Annotated in this window: 15 protein-coding genes, 1 pseudogene and 1 riboswitch; of the genes and pseudogenes, 7 read left to right on the top strand and 9 right to left on the bottom strand. The window is 45.7% G+C overall.

Going from position 1 to position 16010, the window contains the following annotated elements:
* Positions 1-108 precede the first annotated feature (108 nt).
* The 7 genes and pseudogenes from PTQ21_RS08550 to PTQ21_RS08520 form a co-directional block, all read right to left on the bottom strand.
* Positions 109-423, bottom strand: a complete 315-nt coding sequence (locus PTQ21_RS08550; protein WP_143806552.1) for a hypothetical protein — start codon at positions 421-423, stop codon at positions 109-111.
* A 33-nt stretch (positions 424-456) separates the two neighbouring features.
* A complete protein-coding gene (locus PTQ21_RS08545; RefSeq protein WP_079695734.1) occupies positions 457-855 on the bottom strand; it encodes a hypothetical protein in 399 nt (132 codons plus the stop codon).
* Between the two features lie 217 nt (positions 856-1072).
* A complete protein-coding gene (locus tag PTQ21_RS08540; RefSeq protein WP_274569494.1) occupies positions 1073-1288 on the bottom strand; it encodes a hypothetical protein in 216 nt (71 codons plus the stop codon).
* A gap of 13 nt (positions 1289-1301) precedes the next feature.
* Positions 1302-1853 (bottom strand): VanZ family protein, encoded by a 552-nt coding sequence (locus PTQ21_RS08535; protein ID WP_274569493.1) that lies wholly within the window; start codon positions 1851-1853, stop codon positions 1302-1304.
* 231 nt (positions 1854-2084) lie between these two features.
* Positions 2085-2412 (bottom strand): annotated as a pseudogene (locus tag PTQ21_RS31465) (M15 family metallopeptidase); the annotation flags it as partial.
* Between the two features lie 431 nt (positions 2413-2843).
* Positions 2844-3932, bottom strand: a complete 1089-nt coding sequence (locus PTQ21_RS08525; RefSeq protein ID WP_274569491.1) for a HAMP domain-containing sensor histidine kinase — start codon at positions 3930-3932, stop codon at positions 2844-2846.
* Entirely contained in the window at positions 3925-4620 is a 696-nt protein-coding gene (locus tag PTQ21_RS08520; RefSeq protein WP_063568044.1) for a response regulator transcription factor, read from the bottom strand. The genes PTQ21_RS08525 and PTQ21_RS08520 overlap by 8 nt, the downstream gene beginning before the upstream one ends.
* 83 nt (positions 4621-4703) lie before the next feature.
* Here PTQ21_RS08520 and PTQ21_RS08515 point away from each other — a divergent pair, with 83 nt between their 5' ends.
* The 5 genes from PTQ21_RS08515 (at position 4704) to PTQ21_RS08495 (ending at position 9097) form a co-directional block, all read left to right on the top strand.
* Complete coding sequence (locus PTQ21_RS08515; RefSeq protein ID WP_274569490.1) at positions 4704-5654, top strand: helix-turn-helix transcriptional regulator; 951 nt, start codon at positions 4704-4706, stop codon at positions 5652-5654.
* Positions 5655-5726: 72 nt separating this feature from the next.
* Positions 5727-6545 (top strand): zinc ribbon domain-containing protein, encoded by an 819-nt coding sequence (locus tag PTQ21_RS08510; RefSeq protein ID WP_274569488.1) that lies wholly within the window; start codon positions 5727-5729, stop codon positions 6543-6545.
* 543 nt (positions 6546-7088) lie between these two features.
* Positions 7089-7256, top strand: coding sequence for a hypothetical protein (locus tag PTQ21_RS08505; RefSeq protein WP_161490662.1), 168 nt, complete (start codon positions 7089-7091; stop codon positions 7254-7256).
* A 201-nt stretch (positions 7257-7457) separates the two neighbouring features.
* A complete protein-coding gene (locus PTQ21_RS08500) occupies positions 7458-8183 on the top strand; it encodes an aspartate/glutamate racemase family protein (protein ID WP_274569486.1) in 726 nt (241 codons plus the stop codon).
* Positions 8184-8329: 146 nt separating this feature from the next.
* A complete protein-coding gene (locus tag PTQ21_RS08495) occupies positions 8330-9097 on the top strand; it encodes a hypothetical protein (protein ID WP_274569485.1) in 768 nt (255 codons plus the stop codon).
* Between the two features lie 807 nt (positions 9098-9904).
* Here the strand turns inward: PTQ21_RS08495 and thiC are convergent.
* A complete protein-coding gene (gene thiC / locus PTQ21_RS08490; RefSeq protein ID WP_274570466.1) occupies positions 9905-11692 on the bottom strand; it encodes a phosphomethylpyrimidine synthase ThiC in 1788 nt (595 codons plus the stop codon).
* A 359-nt stretch (positions 11693-12051) separates the two neighbouring features.
* A riboswitch (TPP riboswitch) is annotated at positions 12052-12165 on the bottom strand.
* 117 nt (positions 12166-12282) lie between these two features.
* Positions 12283-13026 (bottom strand): IclR family transcriptional regulator, encoded by a 744-nt coding sequence (locus tag PTQ21_RS08485; RefSeq protein ID WP_063568040.1) that lies wholly within the window; start codon positions 13024-13026, stop codon positions 12283-12285.
* A 358-nt stretch (positions 13027-13384) separates the two neighbouring features.
* On the opposite strand from PTQ21_RS08485, the gene PTQ21_RS08480 reads away from it, so the two are divergent.
* Positions 13385-14413, top strand: a complete 1029-nt coding sequence (locus PTQ21_RS08480; protein WP_063568039.1) for an alpha/beta hydrolase — start codon at positions 13385-13387, stop codon at positions 14411-14413.
* A 201-nt stretch (positions 14414-14614) separates the two neighbouring features.
* Positions 14615-15940, top strand: coding sequence for a Fe-Mn family superoxide dismutase (locus PTQ21_RS08475; protein WP_274569483.1), 1326 nt, complete (start codon positions 14615-14617; stop codon positions 15938-15940).
* Positions 15941-16010: the final 70 nt, after the last annotated feature.

Genomic DNA, 16010 nt, shown 5'->3' with positions numbered 1-16010 from the left:
TTATATTTAATGCAGTTAAGTTGTACAAAAAGATCCCCGCCACGTGCGCTCTACACGGTGACGGGGAGCTTTTTTTTGATTTTTCCATTTTTAATAATCGATATATGTTTAAAAATCAATCTTCAATCCAACTTCCGAATCATCAGGTGGCGCAGGAATGCGATATACACCTCTGCAGTTTAATTTCTCCACGTTTATCCAGTCCATGAAATCATCCCCTCCGTAACTACGGCCAAAAACAGCATATTCTAAATTGCCCTCATAATTAATAGATTCAATATATTCTGTGAACGGATGTTTCCCCTCTATGCTCTGCAAAAAATCAGAAAATTCAATTCTCCACTCTTCTATCTGCTCTGCATATTGATCGGGAACATAATAATAGAAACCATCTGGCGTATAGTGTGAAATCTTCATTATCAATTTACATACCTCCCTTCATCTATAATTAGTAGTTTAAAGCTTCAATATTTCCATACCTTCTTTCAGCTGTTCCGATACAGCCGTATAATATTCGATGCCATTGGCAAGTTCCTGTTTGGTCTTATGTACGAGGTAATATGAGTATTTTTGCATCAGTTCAGGCCCAGTTAATTCAATCGGTAAGTGAATGATTTCAATTTCATTAGAGTTAAAATGGTACCGATAGCCTCTCTCCGATCGTCCAACATTCATTACCGTTTTTATGACCAATAACTCATCGCGTGTAAAGGTTTTTATCAAGTCTGATCTTTTCTGTTCTAAATCACGCACAAATTCTTCACCTTGCTGATTACGCTCAGCTTCAGCAATTTCACTTTCAATGTCCATAATCGCTTTCATTCTTCCTGCGAGTTGTTTAGCCAATGAATACAATATATGTCCTCCTTGTAAGGATGTGGGTTAATAAAATGTATCATCTCTACTCTACCTCATTAGCGATTCAGCTCGCAAACCGCGTCATTATTTATTCAAACTTACTCCACCCACCCTATCTGGCAGATATAAAAGCTCCCCACCACGTACTCAGCACGCGATGGGGAGCTTCTCTTATTAATATACCAAAGGCTATGTAACGCCTCTACACTTCCTTTCAATGTCCAATATAATGTGATGCTTGATCCAGGGATTGCAGTATGGCCATGACCACAAACAGAAAGGACACTATGACCAGTGAGTACCCAATCCATCTGGAGGTAATTTGATTGTTGTTGGTTCCATCCTCCGACGAAGAATGAGTAACATAACGTGGACTAACGATAAATACAATTCCTGTGCCAATCATTAAAGCAGCCAAGAAAATCATCAAATGCTTTCCCTCCTTACACCCGACTCTGATTGGAATTATACTCTTTTCTGTCAGTGCGAGCTGCTCCACCTATGATTATCCGTTTCAGACCGATAAGCAGGCTGTACAGAACATAGCCGATCATTCCACCAAAGGTGTTCAACATAAGATCATCCACGTCGAATATGCCCATGCCCGTCAATAGCTGTGTCGCTTCAAAAGCAAAACTTAAGAGCAAGGAAAGTACGAGTACCTTGGCCCCTGACAACAGCTTGTTCCCCATCAGCACTGGAATGAAAATACCCAGTGGGATAAAGGCCATGACATTGCCCAGCAGATGTATTGCGGTACCCGGACGATGTAACGACAGGCTATGCCAGTCTCTTGAGATTTCCTGAAATGGCGTTAGGTTAACGGTTCGCGTATGAATCAGATCCGGCTGTTGCGCGATCGCCATAAGTTGAACCCTCACAATGTCCCAATCCACCGTATGCCCTTTGAATAATATCAGCTTGGTTAGCAGATACAGATAGACGATCAATGCCGCGACCCATATCAACTTCATGTTGAACTCCTTTGGTTTCATATATGAACCTCCATGTATTTCTAGTTGTTTATTCCTCCACCGTCACGACAACTCCCTTCATGTTGTCTCCCGATATCTCATATTGACCATGCTCAGGTATATTAATGGTTTCATCTTTGGATGCATCGTAATAACGTATAAGATACTGCTCGTCCCCGACTTCAGCGGAAATACTCTTTTTCTGCTGTAGCAGCTCCAAATATTGCTCCAGCACCAGATGATTATGATACATGATGGCGCTGTGCGGCAATCCCACATACCGGAAATGCCATGGTTCGAATTGGATGCCGGTGATGTCCACTTTATCCTTCGGATAACGCAAGATGAATCCGAATTTCCATGCATTCTTTTCCAGCCAGGCTCCTTCCGGTGCTTCACTCATAGCAGCCAGCGTAGAGCCGATATCCATAGACAAGCCCAGGTTATGTTCACTATGACCTGCGGGAAGCGCATAGTCCGATCCCTTTTCCTCATAAAGCTGTTCTTGCTTCGTAAAGTCCCGATAGCCACTGCTGATGATGAAATATCGTACGTCATCTTTCCCAGCAGCTTCAACCATCTTCTGGAATGCTTGCGCTACGTACTTTGACAACATAATGTTATTATCCAGCAATCCGTATCCACGGATCAGTTCTTGTTGTTCAGCCAGATTAACAATATCGGTTCTAATCCCCTCCGCATGAACGGGATACTCCGAATTGACCAGCAATAAATTCCCTTTATGTACTTGATTCTGCATATCCACGTTAATTATTTTGGTATATCCTGCACGAATTTCACCCGTATCCTGAACTTCCAGATTCGCCTCTTCCTTCTGCTCAAACAGTGCAGGTGACTTGGAAAAGATATATCCCAGTACAATGATACATATCAAAAATCCCCACTTTTTCATTCCATGCTCCTCCTTTACCTCGTAATTCAAGGATAGAGAAAACTAGTTAAAAAAAAGCAGGGCAATTCTAAAGTTTTTCTTAAATTCAGCCTTTTACTTCATTCTAATGCAGGCAATCGCACTTCAAATACGGTCCGTACGATATCACTTTGGGCCGAAATGGACCCATCATGCTGCTCCACAATATTTTTGGCGATAAACAGGCCCAGACCTGTTCCACCTTCCTGAGGTGTCCGCGCACGATCTCCGGTATAGTACATATCGAAAATATGAGGCAGATCATCCGGATGAATATGTCCCCCATAGTTCATGATCTGAATGATAACCTGTCCTGCATCACGGTGTCCGTTGATATCCACATAAAGACCATCTGTACCGTGTCGCGCTGCATTAATCAACAAGTTCTCAAACACGCGTGCAAGCACCTCACCATCGCCGGAAATGGTTAACTCGGAATCGATATGCAGTCGGGTGACCAGGCGGTTCTTTTCAAAAACAGGATACAGCTCTTCGTTCATCTGCTTTAGCAGTTCACTAAGATCAAGCCTCTTTTTCTCAATCGGCAACATGCCATAATTCATTCGTGTAATCTCAAACAAATCATCGATCAGTTTCTCAAGACGTTGAGACTTGGTAAAAGCAATCGCTGTAAAGTGCCTGACCTGCTCCTCCGTCAGCTGATCATCCTTCATCAACAGATCCAGATAACCCAATACTGATGTTAAAGGGGTACGCAAATCATGCGCCAGGTTTACAACCAGCTGGTCCCTGCTGCTCTCCGCAAAATCTCCCCGTTCTACCGCCTCCCTCAGTTTCAGGCTCGCCAGATTGATATCCTCTGCAATCGCGCCCAACTCGTCCTTCGTCGAAATTTGCACACGGTGCTGGAAATCACCACTCGCGAGTTGCCGGATACCTGTGGAGATATTTTTGAAGTAAGTAACATACGGCTTGGTAAACCAGAAGAAAAACAGGATGGCAAGCGGTATGAACAAGATGAGGAAAAAGTAAATATCCCCTATACTTCTCATAAAATGACGATATTCTGCTAACTGATCCTCCGCACGCACACCAGTGTAATAGTATTGCATCACTTTATATACCCCAAAGGTAATCGCGCCAGATGCCAGCATGCTTAAACCAAGCAACAGAATCATGGTCGTTCGAAAACTTCTGCGTTTATTCATTGAACGTGTACCCCACACCCCAGATCGTTTTGATAAACTTGTTCTTGTCCACATCTTCGCCCAGCTTTTTGCGCAGGGTCCGAATATGAACCATCACGGTATTGCCGCTCTCATAATAAGCCTCTCCCCACACTTGTTCAAAGATGCTTTCCGCACTGAACACCTGTTTGGGATGACTTGCGAGCAGATACAGGATGTCAAACTCCTTCGGTGTTAACTCTACTGGCTTGCCGTATAGGGTAACGCTATGTTGATCTGGCGAGATAATGAGCCCGCCTTTCTCCAGAATGGAGCGCTGGACCGGTACAGACTGGCTAAATTGAAGGGAACGGCGCAGTTGGGAATTGACCCGGGCGACCAGTTCCATCGGGTTAAATGGTTTTGTCATGTAATCGTCCGCGCCCATCACGAGCCCGGTGATTTTATCCATATCCGAGGTTTTGGCACTCAGAAAAATGATAGGCAGGTGATACTGCTCCCGAATTTTGCGGGTCACCTCATATCCGTCCATACCCGGCATCATAATATCCAAAATGGCCAAATCTATTGCTTGTGTCTGAACGGCTTGAACCGCCGCTTTCCCATCGAATGCCTTGATGATGTGATATCCTTCTTTTTGCAAGTGCAATGCAACCAGATCAGCGATCTCAACTTCATCATCTGCGATCAAAATCGTAATACGCTTCATTGCTTATTCCACTCCTATATGTGATGCTCAACAATATAACATATCTGAATCCAACTTATAAATGATTGAAGGGAATCCAATATATGAAACTGGACCGTTTATTAGCCATTGTTGTGCTGTTAATCAATCGTGGGCGGGTGCAGGCCAAGGATCTGGCGGATACGTTTGAAGTATCCATCCGCACCATCTACAGGGATATAGACACCCTGGGTCAGGCGGGTATTCCTGTCGTCACCTATCAGGGTGCAAGCGGTGGTATTGGCCTGGCAGAGGGCTATCGTCTTGACCGAAATGTACTGACCGACAAGGATCTGGCCTCCATTGTCACTGCGCTGCGCAGTGTCTCCACCTCCCATACGAATGTAGCACGGGATCTGTTTATGGAGAAACTCAGCAGCATCGTACCTGAAGCCAAAAATGAGGACTTCCAGGCCAATACCAGCCGCTTCATTGTGGATTATTCGATGTGGACGCATCCCGAAGAGCTGCAAATCAAACTTCAGCTTATTGAACAGGGCATGGATCAACTGCGGCCCATTACATTTACCTATTGTAGTGCAGAAGGTACTCAAACTCATAGAACGACCGACCCGCATACTCTTGTGCTCAAAAAGCATTCCTGGTACCTCTATGCGTTCTGTCACGAACGAAACGATTTCCGCATGTTCAAGCTGGTCCGCATGCGAGATGTCGTCCTTGCCCAAGGAAGCTTCGAACGCAAGCCGATCAACCTGCAGGACAGGCCCTGGCAGCAAGAGTGGGCAACTCCGGATAATAAAGTGGCCCTGAGCCTGAGATTCCATGCTCGTATCCGTCACATCGCAGAGGAATGGTTTGGCATAGAGAACGTCGTTTCGGATGGTGAGGGGTATTATATCAGCCAAGTCGCATTCCCGGAGGACAACTGGTTGTATGGGTTCATTCTTGGATTTGGCGCGGATGTTGAAGTGCTGGAGCCTCTACATATTCGGGAAGAGATTCGTAGAATTGCTGAACAAATTGTGCAAAATTATAAAGCTCCGCCCCTAACCTGACAGACAGGTGTCCAGTTCCTCCCGTTATACTTCTACTATATTCAAGCTGTACATAACGAGGAGGAATTGCTGATGAACGTCACAGTATGCCAGAGTTGCGGAATGCCACTTACTACCCCTGCTCAATTCGGAACAGAAACGGATGGTACTACAACCCGCGAATACTGTATCTATTGTTATAAAGAAGGCCAGTTCGAGCAGCCCGATATTACACTGGAGGGCATGATTGAAATGTGCACCGCCATCTTGAATCAGGAAGGAATGGACGAGGAATCAGCAAGGGCAATGCTGCGCAACCAACTTCCTTTTTTGAAAAGATGGAATGCATCCGGCTCAGAACGGAACGTGGCATTTGGGGCAGAACATTCGGATGAGTCCGTTGAATTTAATCAAGGAACTCACGACAATCGGCTTTCCACAGAGCCCATTCGGTATGTCACGCTGCCAGAGAAGCGCCTTGCAGGTGTGTCCGCCAGAACAACCAATGCCATTGAGATGAGTGGCAAAGGCTGTATTCAGGGACTCTGGAACAGCTACTTCGCCTCAGATCATCAGCCTGCCCCTGAAGCCGCCCGCTTTGGCTGTTACGCTGATTATACAGATGGTATAAATGGAGAATACACCATATTGGTGGGTCATGAGGTGGGTCCGGATGAAGCGTTGCCTGAGGGAGTGAGTTCCGTTGAGCTGCCACCTGCAACATATGCGGTATTCACCTCTAGAAAGGGCCCAATGGCCGAGGTCGTAGGTGAGGCCTGGGGTGCGGTGTGGGCCTGGAACAATCAGGGGGAACGCACGTTTACCGGGGACTTCGAATTGTATGATGAACGAAGTCTGGATCCTGAGAATGTACAAGTAGATCTATATATCGCTGTTCGGCAGGAAAAATAAGAAAAAAGTGATTATGATCATTTCTTAATTCCAATTGCACCGTTTCGATCTATATCTTGCCAATCGAATACCGCTCGCGGGATTTACGCAAAATGATGTGAGGCTGTCAGGTTTTCCTGGCGGCTTTTTGGCATTCCGCCTTTGTCTGTCCGTTCAAAATTGCTCTAATATGCACCCGACAACCGACCATGGTACCAAGTTAGCTAGCTTGCGTCGTACCTATACAACCAGACAATATGTCTTAATTTCGACACAATTGGCATTCCCAAAACTGGGTCTATTCACTTAACGACCGCTTCTATCCTCCCATACAAAACCTCACATATGCGGTCCTTTCCTCCTGAATTTACTTAAAAACGTTTACATCTCCTGAATACGGGGTAAAATCACTACAATCCAATTGGAATTACACCTTAAGTTGCCTATTTCGTCTAACAAGTCACATATACCTATTTGCGTAACAGAGACGATAACCCGTCGGAATACATAACCTATTAATAATCACATATGCATATTCGAAAATGCATTAAAGGAGGAACCAAGATGATCCGCATGCCTATTCAGCAAATGATCCCGTACCACCACCAATACCCGCGCAACACGGCGACCACTGCTCCCAAAAAGGAGAATGAGAACACTCAAGGTCTATCCTTTCATGAAATTTTGCAACAAAAAATGGCTAAAAAGAATGCTGCGCCTTCTATGCGATAAATGAATGACGAGCGAATTGAGAATCGCTTACGTGGTTTGCACCGTTCCTCTGCGAAGTTGTGGATGAACGGTTATTCGCGTTTTCATGATAATTGTTGTTATCTCCGTATTTTAAATATGTACAGTCTATTGTCACATACCTATAATGGGTTAAATATCTACGGAACTTATATGAGAGATAATCCATTTCAGGGGGCAAGTATGATGATGACCATTGGCTGTTTTCACGCTCACTATTCTAATATTGCACTAACTGAAGAATCACTCGCTCCTTATGAGGTTGAACTTGTACATTATGTCGATCCGGGTCTGGATCGCCTCAAACATGATGATGATTTCAGCGAAGCAGTTACGCATGAGAAAGTATCACAGACGCTGCAATGGATCGCCCACTGTCATGCAGATGCCATCCTCGTCACCTGTACCCTGTTTGCAGCCGTACTTGAGCAGGAGGCACAGCATGTTCCCGTGCCCGTGATTGGAATTGATGATCCATTACTTCAGGAAATACAGCAGAATCCTGGCGAGTATATCCTAGCGTTTACCAACCCCGCAACGATTGAAGGAACGATGGCGCGGGTGAATCTGGCTTTGCAGCAAGATGATAAGGATGAGCAGCGAAACGGGATCGAAGCAGTATTGATCCCGAGCACATTCGAGTTAATTATGCGAGGCGATAAGGAAAGTTATCTTGCAGCAGTGAGCACCGGATTACAGCAACTTGCTGAGCAGTATCCAGATAGCACTGTCGTAGCCGCTCAACTGTCGATGGCTCCCGCAGCAGCACGGATCACAGCAGATACAGGCATGTTGATCTATAGCCCATTGGCTTCGCTTGCGGCGTATTTGGAGAAGAAGTTGGGCGTAGCTCTGAGTTTAATTATATGCTTTATTACGCTTTATTTGTATCAGAGTAATTTATGTTAAATTTATTATTATAAAATTTACATAATAATACTTTTGTGTTTTTAATTATAATAAATGGGTTATTAAGGTAGACGCGTAGGGGGATTTTATGTTAGACTTTTTTTGTTATAATCTAACAAAAAAAATGAAGAGGGTGAGGTTTTACAATGAATTTATGGCGTCTATCGAAGCTACTGTTGGTCTGCTGTCTAAGCCTATTTCTTATTCCTACAAATACTTTCGCAGAGAGTAGAACTGAAAAATTGGACATATCCCTGCTAAAGCAGGGCATTCCATATGAGCTTATTGAAGCTTGGAGCCCGGAATTAAAAGAAAGTCTTTCTAAATCAGATGGATCAATTGAAGTTGTGGCACATCAAAAAGCACAACCTTATTCCAATGAAGAAGTTCGCCCTTTAGCAGATATTGATGATAAACAATTTGACTATTATATAACTATTGTTCGTACTGATAATGTTGATAACCGAGAAAGATTTATGGTTGCACTGACAGGAAAGTGGACATCAATGCCTTTTTGGCGTCTGACTGATCCTTATGGGGCTACTTTTGATAAAGAAAATTGGAGAACTGTACCAGGATCTGCATACTATGAAGATAAAGTTAAATACAGCGGAAACAGCTCCTTTACTACCATGAGAACTGGGCGCAATTTTGCCTATGTAGCAGACAACGGTGTCGGATTTAATGCTGATATTGTTGGAGGCGCAATTATCAAGGAACAAATTGCATCAGGTGTGTTTACTTTGGAACATAAAAAGACAGGAAATCAAACCGGATCCTCACAAATCCAATCTAACTATTACCATGCCAAAGGAACCGGGAGTATCGGTTTAAGCTTTGGGCCTGTAAGTGTTGGTTTCTCTGGAACTGCTAGTACAGACACTAGAGGGACAGCAAAAAATTTCAGCTACTAAGATAAAATTCGAGTCAGAATATAAGAAAAGCTAATTTTATTCCGATTTTATTATTTTAGTAATTATAGTAACAGGGAAGTGAGTAATGTATGCGATTGCTTTATGTTTTTCTATTATTTATATTAGGTTTTGCTTGCTCCGCACTTCTCTATGGAGGAAATCCTAAATTTAGTGATGCATTGCTGTTTGTAATTGCGGGATTATTATTTTTTATTTGGAACAACAAAAACTAAAAGGGGCTTCAATAGTAAACTGTACCCTATGTCAAAGACATTTATAAAAAAACTATACTGCTTCAAGAAAATGATCTCTGTATTGTACAGGGGTCATTCTTCTCATATTCGACTGGTATCTATAGTGTTGTAATAGATCATATAGGCCAGCTAACTTCATGTTTGACTTTATCCAGCTTGGGACAGCCCTTTAACGAGATCTCATCCTTTAATTGATCCAAAGAACAACTCCTGCGTGCATTGTCTCAGCAGTTTCCCCGTCTGGACATAGATTGACCAATACCCATACGTTTCATTTTCTTCTGAAAATCCGGATGAGTGTAGTGGGTTACTTGATCCGAATGAATGAAGGAGCCCTGCTCTTCTTAAATCTACGATTATCTGTAGGTGAAGCAACGTGTTTGTCGCCAAATCCACGGTCGTTCGCTCCGATACATGATAAGCCAAAATTTCAATGGGCTGTTTAAACACGTACATTATTTAGTAAGTTAACAAAAAAATATAATAGACAATTCTCTTCCAAATATGCAAAAGAGAATTGTCTATTATATTAATATTCAAGAATAAAAAACCATTACAATCGTGTCCGGTATTCCTCAGCCTTTTCCAACATACCCGCGGCCACAGCCTCATTCTCGGACAAGCCGTTGTCTGCCGCAAAAGCACGAATATCCTGCGTAATACGCATGCTACAGAACTGAGGGCCGCACATGGAGCAGAAATGGGCTTCCTTAGCCCCTTCTGCCGGCAACGTCTCATCATGGTAGGACAGCGCACGTTCCGGGTCCAGTGAAAGGTTGAACTGATCCCTCCAGCGGAACTCAAACCGTGCCTTGGACAGCGCATCGTCCCGCCGCTGGGCACGTGGGTGACCTTTCGCCAGATCAGCGGCATGAGCAGCGATCTTGTAGGCGATAACGCCTTCCCGCACATCATCCTTATTGGGCAGGCCCAGATGTTCTTTTGGCGTAACATAACAGAGCATCGACGTGCCGAACCAGCCGATCATCGCCGCCCCAATCGCCGAGGTAATATGGTCATATCCTGGGGCGATATCGGTCGTCAGCGGTCCCAGCGTATAGAACGGCGCCTCTTTACATATCTCCATTTGCAGATCGACATTCTCCTTGATCTTGTGCATCGGCACATGTCCCGGACCTTCAATCATCACCTGCACATCATGCTTCCAGGCGATTTGTGTTAGTTCTCCAAGCGTAGCCAGTTCCGCCATCTGGGCTTCATCATTGGCATCATAGATGCTTCCTGGGCGCAGTCCGTCTCCGAGCGAGAACGCCACATCATACCTTTTCATAATCTCGCAGATTTCTTCAAAATGGGTATACAAAAAATTCTCCTGATGATGCGCAAGGCACCATGCTGCCATGATGGACCCGCCCCGTGACACAATGCCCGTCATACGTTTGGCGGTCAGCGGAATATATCGCAGCAGCACACCTGCATGGATCGTAAAATAGTCCACACCCTGCTCTGCCTGTTCTATGAGCGTGTCACGATACAACTCCCATGTCAGTGCTTCTGCTTCGCCATTGACCTTCTCCAGCGCCTGATAGAGCGGTACTGTTCCAATCGGTACAGGTGAATTGCGGATGATCCATTCGCGGGTCGTATGAATGTCCTTGCCTGTGGAAAGATCCATCACCGTATCCGATCCCCAGCGTACGGCCCAAGTCATCTTCTCCACCTCCTCCTCGATGGAGGAGGATACCGCAGAGTTTCCGATGTTCGCATTGATCTTCACATGAAAATGACGCCCGATCAGCATCGGCTCACTCTCTGGGTGATTAATATTCGACGGCAGGATGGCCCTTCCACTCGCCAGCTCCTGCCGCACAAACTCCGGCTCCACACCCTCACGAATAGCGGCGAACTCCATCTCCGGCGTGATCATTCCCTGCCGTGCATAATGCATCTGAGTCACACTGCGCCCTGCCTGTCCACGTAATGGTTTAGCACGCAAGCCCGGATACTTCTCGGCTCCAGTTCGCTTCCCTCCTGGTTTCAATCCGTTATCCTCCGGTTTGACCGTTCTTCCCTGGTAGGCTTCAACATCTTCACGCTCCGTAATCCAGCGGGTGCGCAGCGCTGGCAGCCCTGCCCGGATATCGGCATGAAATCCAGGATCGGTCATTGGTCCGCTCGTATCGTAAACACGCAGCGGTTCGTTATGCTCCACTCCTTGGGGAGTATTGGTGTCATGAAGGGCAATTTCGCGCTCCGGTACAGCAATGTCCGGTCGTGAGCCATGAATGTATACTTTGCGGCTGCCCGGGAAGGGCTGAACCCGTCCTGTCGTACCTTTTTCCTCTGCCAACTGCAGATCCTGCTTGTCCTGTCCCATCATTCGGTTTCCTGTGCTCATCGCTCTTGTCTCCTCCTCTTTAGTGATTGCCTGGATTGAAATGCTTGCTCACGGGTCCAAATCATCCACAACATAGAAAAAGTAAGAGCGACCATACCACACAAAATAGGGACATACACTTCAATTAATACAGACAGTCGAAGCAAAAGGTTTACACCCAATGCTCGCCAATGGCACCCAGCCCTTTATCCAAAAGCAGATCTGACACCAGCTTCCGCCTGTTTACTGTATAAAAAAAGCCGGTTCCCAAGGGAACCGGCTTATGTCCATCACCAATAACATACCTTATAGAGACTCCATAACGGAGTCCATCCATAGGTCACATTATACGGTGTTCGTGGTCGTATCGCCGATTACTTCCCTACGCTGGTATGATCCAGATCAGGTGCAAAGGGTCCAGAATCTCATGCGATTCCGTCTCAGTCCGGACAATTCGGACTCCCCCAGTAACGTTAACAAGTTGCAGCATTTAAGCCGCAAATTCATATTCAATTGCTGACCCTGTTGGGCCGTCCATTACAGAGTAGCGCAACCGAATCATAAAAACAACCTTTATATTCCAGAACATAAAATCAGGATAACATAAGTCCCATCTGTGTAGCAGCTTCCTTCAGTACAGGTGCATATTCATGCAACGTCTCCTGCGAAAGGCGACTAACAGGCCCGGATACCGACAGAGCAGCAGCGATGTTGCCTTTCCGATCCATGATGGGTACAGATACAGCCGCTGCTCCCGGTTCACGCTCCTCATAACTTGTTGCGTAGCCGTATTCCAGAATGTCTTTCATCTGTGCCAAATATACTTTGGGATCGATAAATACCGGCCATTCAGGTCCATTCATCAGATCTTCGCGGTCCTCTTCGGTGGCAAAAGCCATCAGCACTTTGCTGGATGCTCCCACGGATAACGGAAGTCTGACGCCCACCGGAGCTACACGACGAATCGCCTGATCACTCTGCACGGCTTGAATTCGAATCCGCTCACTGCCATCACGCAGATATAAACTCACGGTTTCGCCCAGTCGATCTCTCAGCCGCTCCATCGCAGGAAGGAGCAAAATGGCAGGATCATCGCTGCGAGACATATGGGCAGACAGTTCCCAGATACGTATGCCGAGTCGATACTTCTCGGTTGCTGCATCCCGGATCACAAACCCCTTGTCCTCCAAAGTAGCCATCAGACGATGGACTGTACTTTTGTGCAGACCGATCTGGCTCGCAATTTCCGTGAGCCCCAGATCACTGCGGGTTGTAAAACACAATAATATATCCAGCGCCCGTTCTACAGCCCGGACGGTTAACTTTCGGTCTTCCATGGCAAGTTGCCCTCCTCATGTTTCATCACATGAAACTTGGTTACATAAATTATATGAGAAACGGTCTCATCTGTAAACCAAAAAGCGCCATTTGGAATAGGGATATTTGTAAATATTTTCTTTTTATAAATTAGAATCCCCTGCAATTTGCACCCTAAGGAAATGTTACCCATATATCTTCAAAACTATATAACAATTGCGTAACAAATGGCCTCAATCAATTGACTTTGACTATATTGGAACATACGATAAAGATATATTAAATTAAGATTTTGCTTCATATGTAGTCAGAAAAATCATTTATCCGCTCTGTTCGTCTCGTTGTTATCTTCATTTGATTTTTAAAGGAGGGGCAATCATGTATCCGACATCCCAGAGCGAAGCCCCGCTGCAAACGAAAGTGTCAGATCTGCCTTCTTCGTTATCACCGAGGCTGATCCGGTTCAAACATATTGTCGTGGCGTTGTTGCTCTCCGTTGTATTTTTTCTGCTCTTTTGTTTCATTGCACTACACGGTTATATTGCTTGGGTATTATCCAATCCAACTGTAGCGCCTGTATTCTCCAATCCCATGCAGGCGAAGAACATGAAGTATCAAGACATCACGTTCCCGGCAGCAGACGGCAGTCGAACGATGCAGGGTTGGTATATTCCGGCTGATGATAATGCAAACAAAACCATCATATTCAGCCATGGATATGGTGCGAATCGTGAAGAGACCTGGGTACCAATGTATGATCTGGCCCATTATGCTCACCAACTTGGCTTCAATGTGGTGATGTTCGATTACGGTTTCGCTTCACAGGTGAACAAAGCTGTTGCCACAGGCGGCAAAGCCGAGTCCCAGCAGCTGCTTGGTGCTATCCAGTTTGCGAAGCAGCGCGGAGCTCAGGAGCTTGTCGTATGGGGTTTCTCCATGGGTGCAGGTACAGCCCTGCAGACTGGGCTGATTACCAAAGATGTGGATGCTATGATTCTGGACAGCACGTTCCTGCTTGAGCCGGATACGCTGTATCACAACATCCATAATCAGATTGATCTTCCGCGGCAGCCTACGCTGGAGATTATGAACCTGCTGTTCCCGATTCTGAACGGGACCGGATTGCAGCAAATTCCATATCAAGAAGTGAAAAAAGAAGATTATCCTTTCCCGATTTTCTTCATCCATGGTACCGAGGATGAGAAAGCTCCTTACCCGATTGCGGAGCTGCTTGCCGGCAACCAAACCAATCCGAATTCCGATGAATGGATTGTGGACGGTGCGCATCATGAGCTGATCTTCCGGGAGCATCCGAAGGAATATCTGCGCCGTGTCTCCACATTCCTGAGTCATGTGACCAAGACGAGCAGCGATGATGTGGAAAATACGAATAACGGAGAATCGTGAAAATCCGGTAATTCAAGAGCCCCTAGGGGCTCTTTTTTTTGTGTATACATAGGACAACATGTCTGGAGAATATACTTTTGGGACGTAATTAAAGACAGCTCTAGCTTGTATATCACAAATTGAGCGAATCGGGCGATCGCATTTTTTTATATCTAATGCTGGATCTGAACTCAAATTCATTTGAACGGAGGTTTACCGATTATGAATTGGTATGGATATGGGCATCTGCTGCCTCTGCGGGTACTCGAAGAAGTCCGTTTCTGGAAAGAGCAAGAGAAGGAACATACGATTGTCATTCGTGCCTTGGTTCCTGATCTTGAACCCTCATATGTCAAATGGCTTGCGGAATGGGAAGCGATTTTTGAGAATAGCGAACGAATCGCGAATCAGCTGTTGAAGCAAATACTGCCGGGAACCCAACCGCCTGCTCCCTACATCATCCGCTGTATTGAACAGCTCGTGGCTGCGGCCTGCACACAATCGCGTGAGTTCATTAGACAGCTGTACGTCCTGCTGGAGCAAAGTACTGCTGTTCAGCAGGTGCCGATTGCCAAAGTGGTTATTCTGCATTTCATACGTGAATCGGAGTATTTCCTGGGGGTACTTGAAACGCTGAAACAATCTGGAGCTTTGCGAGATTTGGTGTCTGATCCATCTTTTTCACTGGACCATATTCTTCAAACCTCGGAACAACCGGCTGATCCCAACGTACAAGTTGCTTCAACGCCCGTATCTGAACAAGCCTATCGTGAAGCTGTAGAAGAATCGTCCAATGCTGCGGGAAAAATCAATAACTCCACTCCAGCGGTACAGGCACAATCTTCAGCGACTGCTGTAAAGACTCCCAATACAAATGCCGAGGGTACAACCAGCTCTTCAGCAGCGCCAGTCAAAGAGAAACCTGTACCTATTGGCGGACACACACTGCCACCCCTACCCTATGCCTACAATGCGCTGGAACCACATATCGACGAGATGACGATGCGTATACACCATGACAAACACCATCAATCCTACGTAGACGGACTGAACACCGCGGAGAAAAAGCTGGCAGAATCGCGGAAAAAGAATAATTTTGAACTCGTTAAACATTGGGAACGCGAACTCGCATTTAATGGTGCAGGCCATTACCTGCATACGATCTTCTGGACAATTATGAACCCTAAAGGTGGAGGTAAGCCTTCCGGTATGCTCGCAGAGCAGATCAAGCGGGATTTTGGCAGCTATGAAGCGTTCAAGAATCAATTCACTGAAGCGGCCAACAAAGTGGAAGGCAGTGGCTGGTCCATGCTGGTCTGGAGCCCGCGGGCGCACAGATTGGAGATTTTACAGGCGGAGAAACATCAGAACCTGTCCCAGTCCGACATCGTGCCTCTCCTGCCACTTGATGTATGGGAACACGCCTACTATCTGAAACACCAGAATGAACGCAAAAAATATATCGAGGATTGGTGGAAGGTTGTGTACTGGCCAGCTGTGGCGGAACGTTACGAAACTGCGCGCAAGCTCTTATGGCCGCCTTATTAGGATTCTCGGGCTAAGCATAGCATCGGGGAGTACTCTGGAGCGCATTGAATCCATGGTACAATAATTTGAT

This window comes from Paenibacillus marchantiae (genome assembly GCF_028771845.1).
In the GTDB taxonomy this organism is placed as follows: Bacteria; Bacillota; Bacilli; order Paenibacillales; family Paenibacillaceae; genus Paenibacillus; species Paenibacillus marchantiae.
The sequence above is the reverse complement of the archived record's forward strand: the minus strand, read 5'-3'. Positions and strand labels throughout refer to the sequence as shown.

Bases quoted from the DNA above. Each gene is read 5' to 3' on its own strand.
- PTQ21_RS08535 (WP_274569493.1), bottom strand. From the start codon at position 1,853: ATGAAACCAAAGGAGTTCAACATGAAGTTGATATGGGTCGCGGCATTG.
- PTQ21_RS08525 (WP_274569491.1), bottom strand. From the start codon at position 3,932: ATGAATAAACGCAGAAGTTTTCGAACGACCATGATTCTGTTGCTTGGT.
- PTQ21_RS08520 (WP_063568044.1), bottom strand. From the start codon at position 4,620: ATGAAGCGTATTACGATTTTGATCGCAGATGATGAAGTTGAGATCGCT.
- PTQ21_RS08515 (WP_274569490.1), top strand. From the start codon at position 4,704: ATGAAACTGGACCGTTTATTAGCCATTGTTGTGCTGTTAATCAATCGT.
- PTQ21_RS08510 (WP_274569488.1), top strand. From the start codon at position 5,727: ATGAACGTCACAGTATGCCAGAGTTGCGGAATGCCACTTACTACCCCT.
- PTQ21_RS08505 (WP_161490662.1), top strand. From the start codon at position 7,089: ATGATCCGCATGCCTATTCAGCAAATGATCCCGTACCACCACCAATAC.
- PTQ21_RS08500 (WP_274569486.1), top strand. From the start codon at position 7,458: ATGATGATGACCATTGGCTGTTTTCACGCTCACTATTCTAATATTGCA.
- PTQ21_RS08495 (WP_274569485.1), top strand. From the start codon at position 8,330: ATGAATTTATGGCGTCTATCGAAGCTACTGTTGGTCTGCTGTCTAAGC.
- thiC (WP_274570466.1), bottom strand. From the start codon at position 11,692: ATGATGGGACAGGACAAGCAGGATCTGCAGTTGGCAGAGGAAAAAGGT.
- PTQ21_RS08485 (WP_063568040.1), bottom strand. From the start codon at position 13,026: ATGGAAGACCGAAAGTTAACCGTCCGGGCTGTAGAACGGGCGCTGGAT.
- PTQ21_RS08480 (WP_063568039.1), top strand. From the start codon at position 13,385: ATGTATCCGACATCCCAGAGCGAAGCCCCGCTGCAAACGAAAGTGTCA.
- PTQ21_RS08475 (WP_274569483.1), top strand. From the start codon at position 14,615: ATGAATTGGTATGGATATGGGCATCTGCTGCCTCTGCGGGTACTCGAA.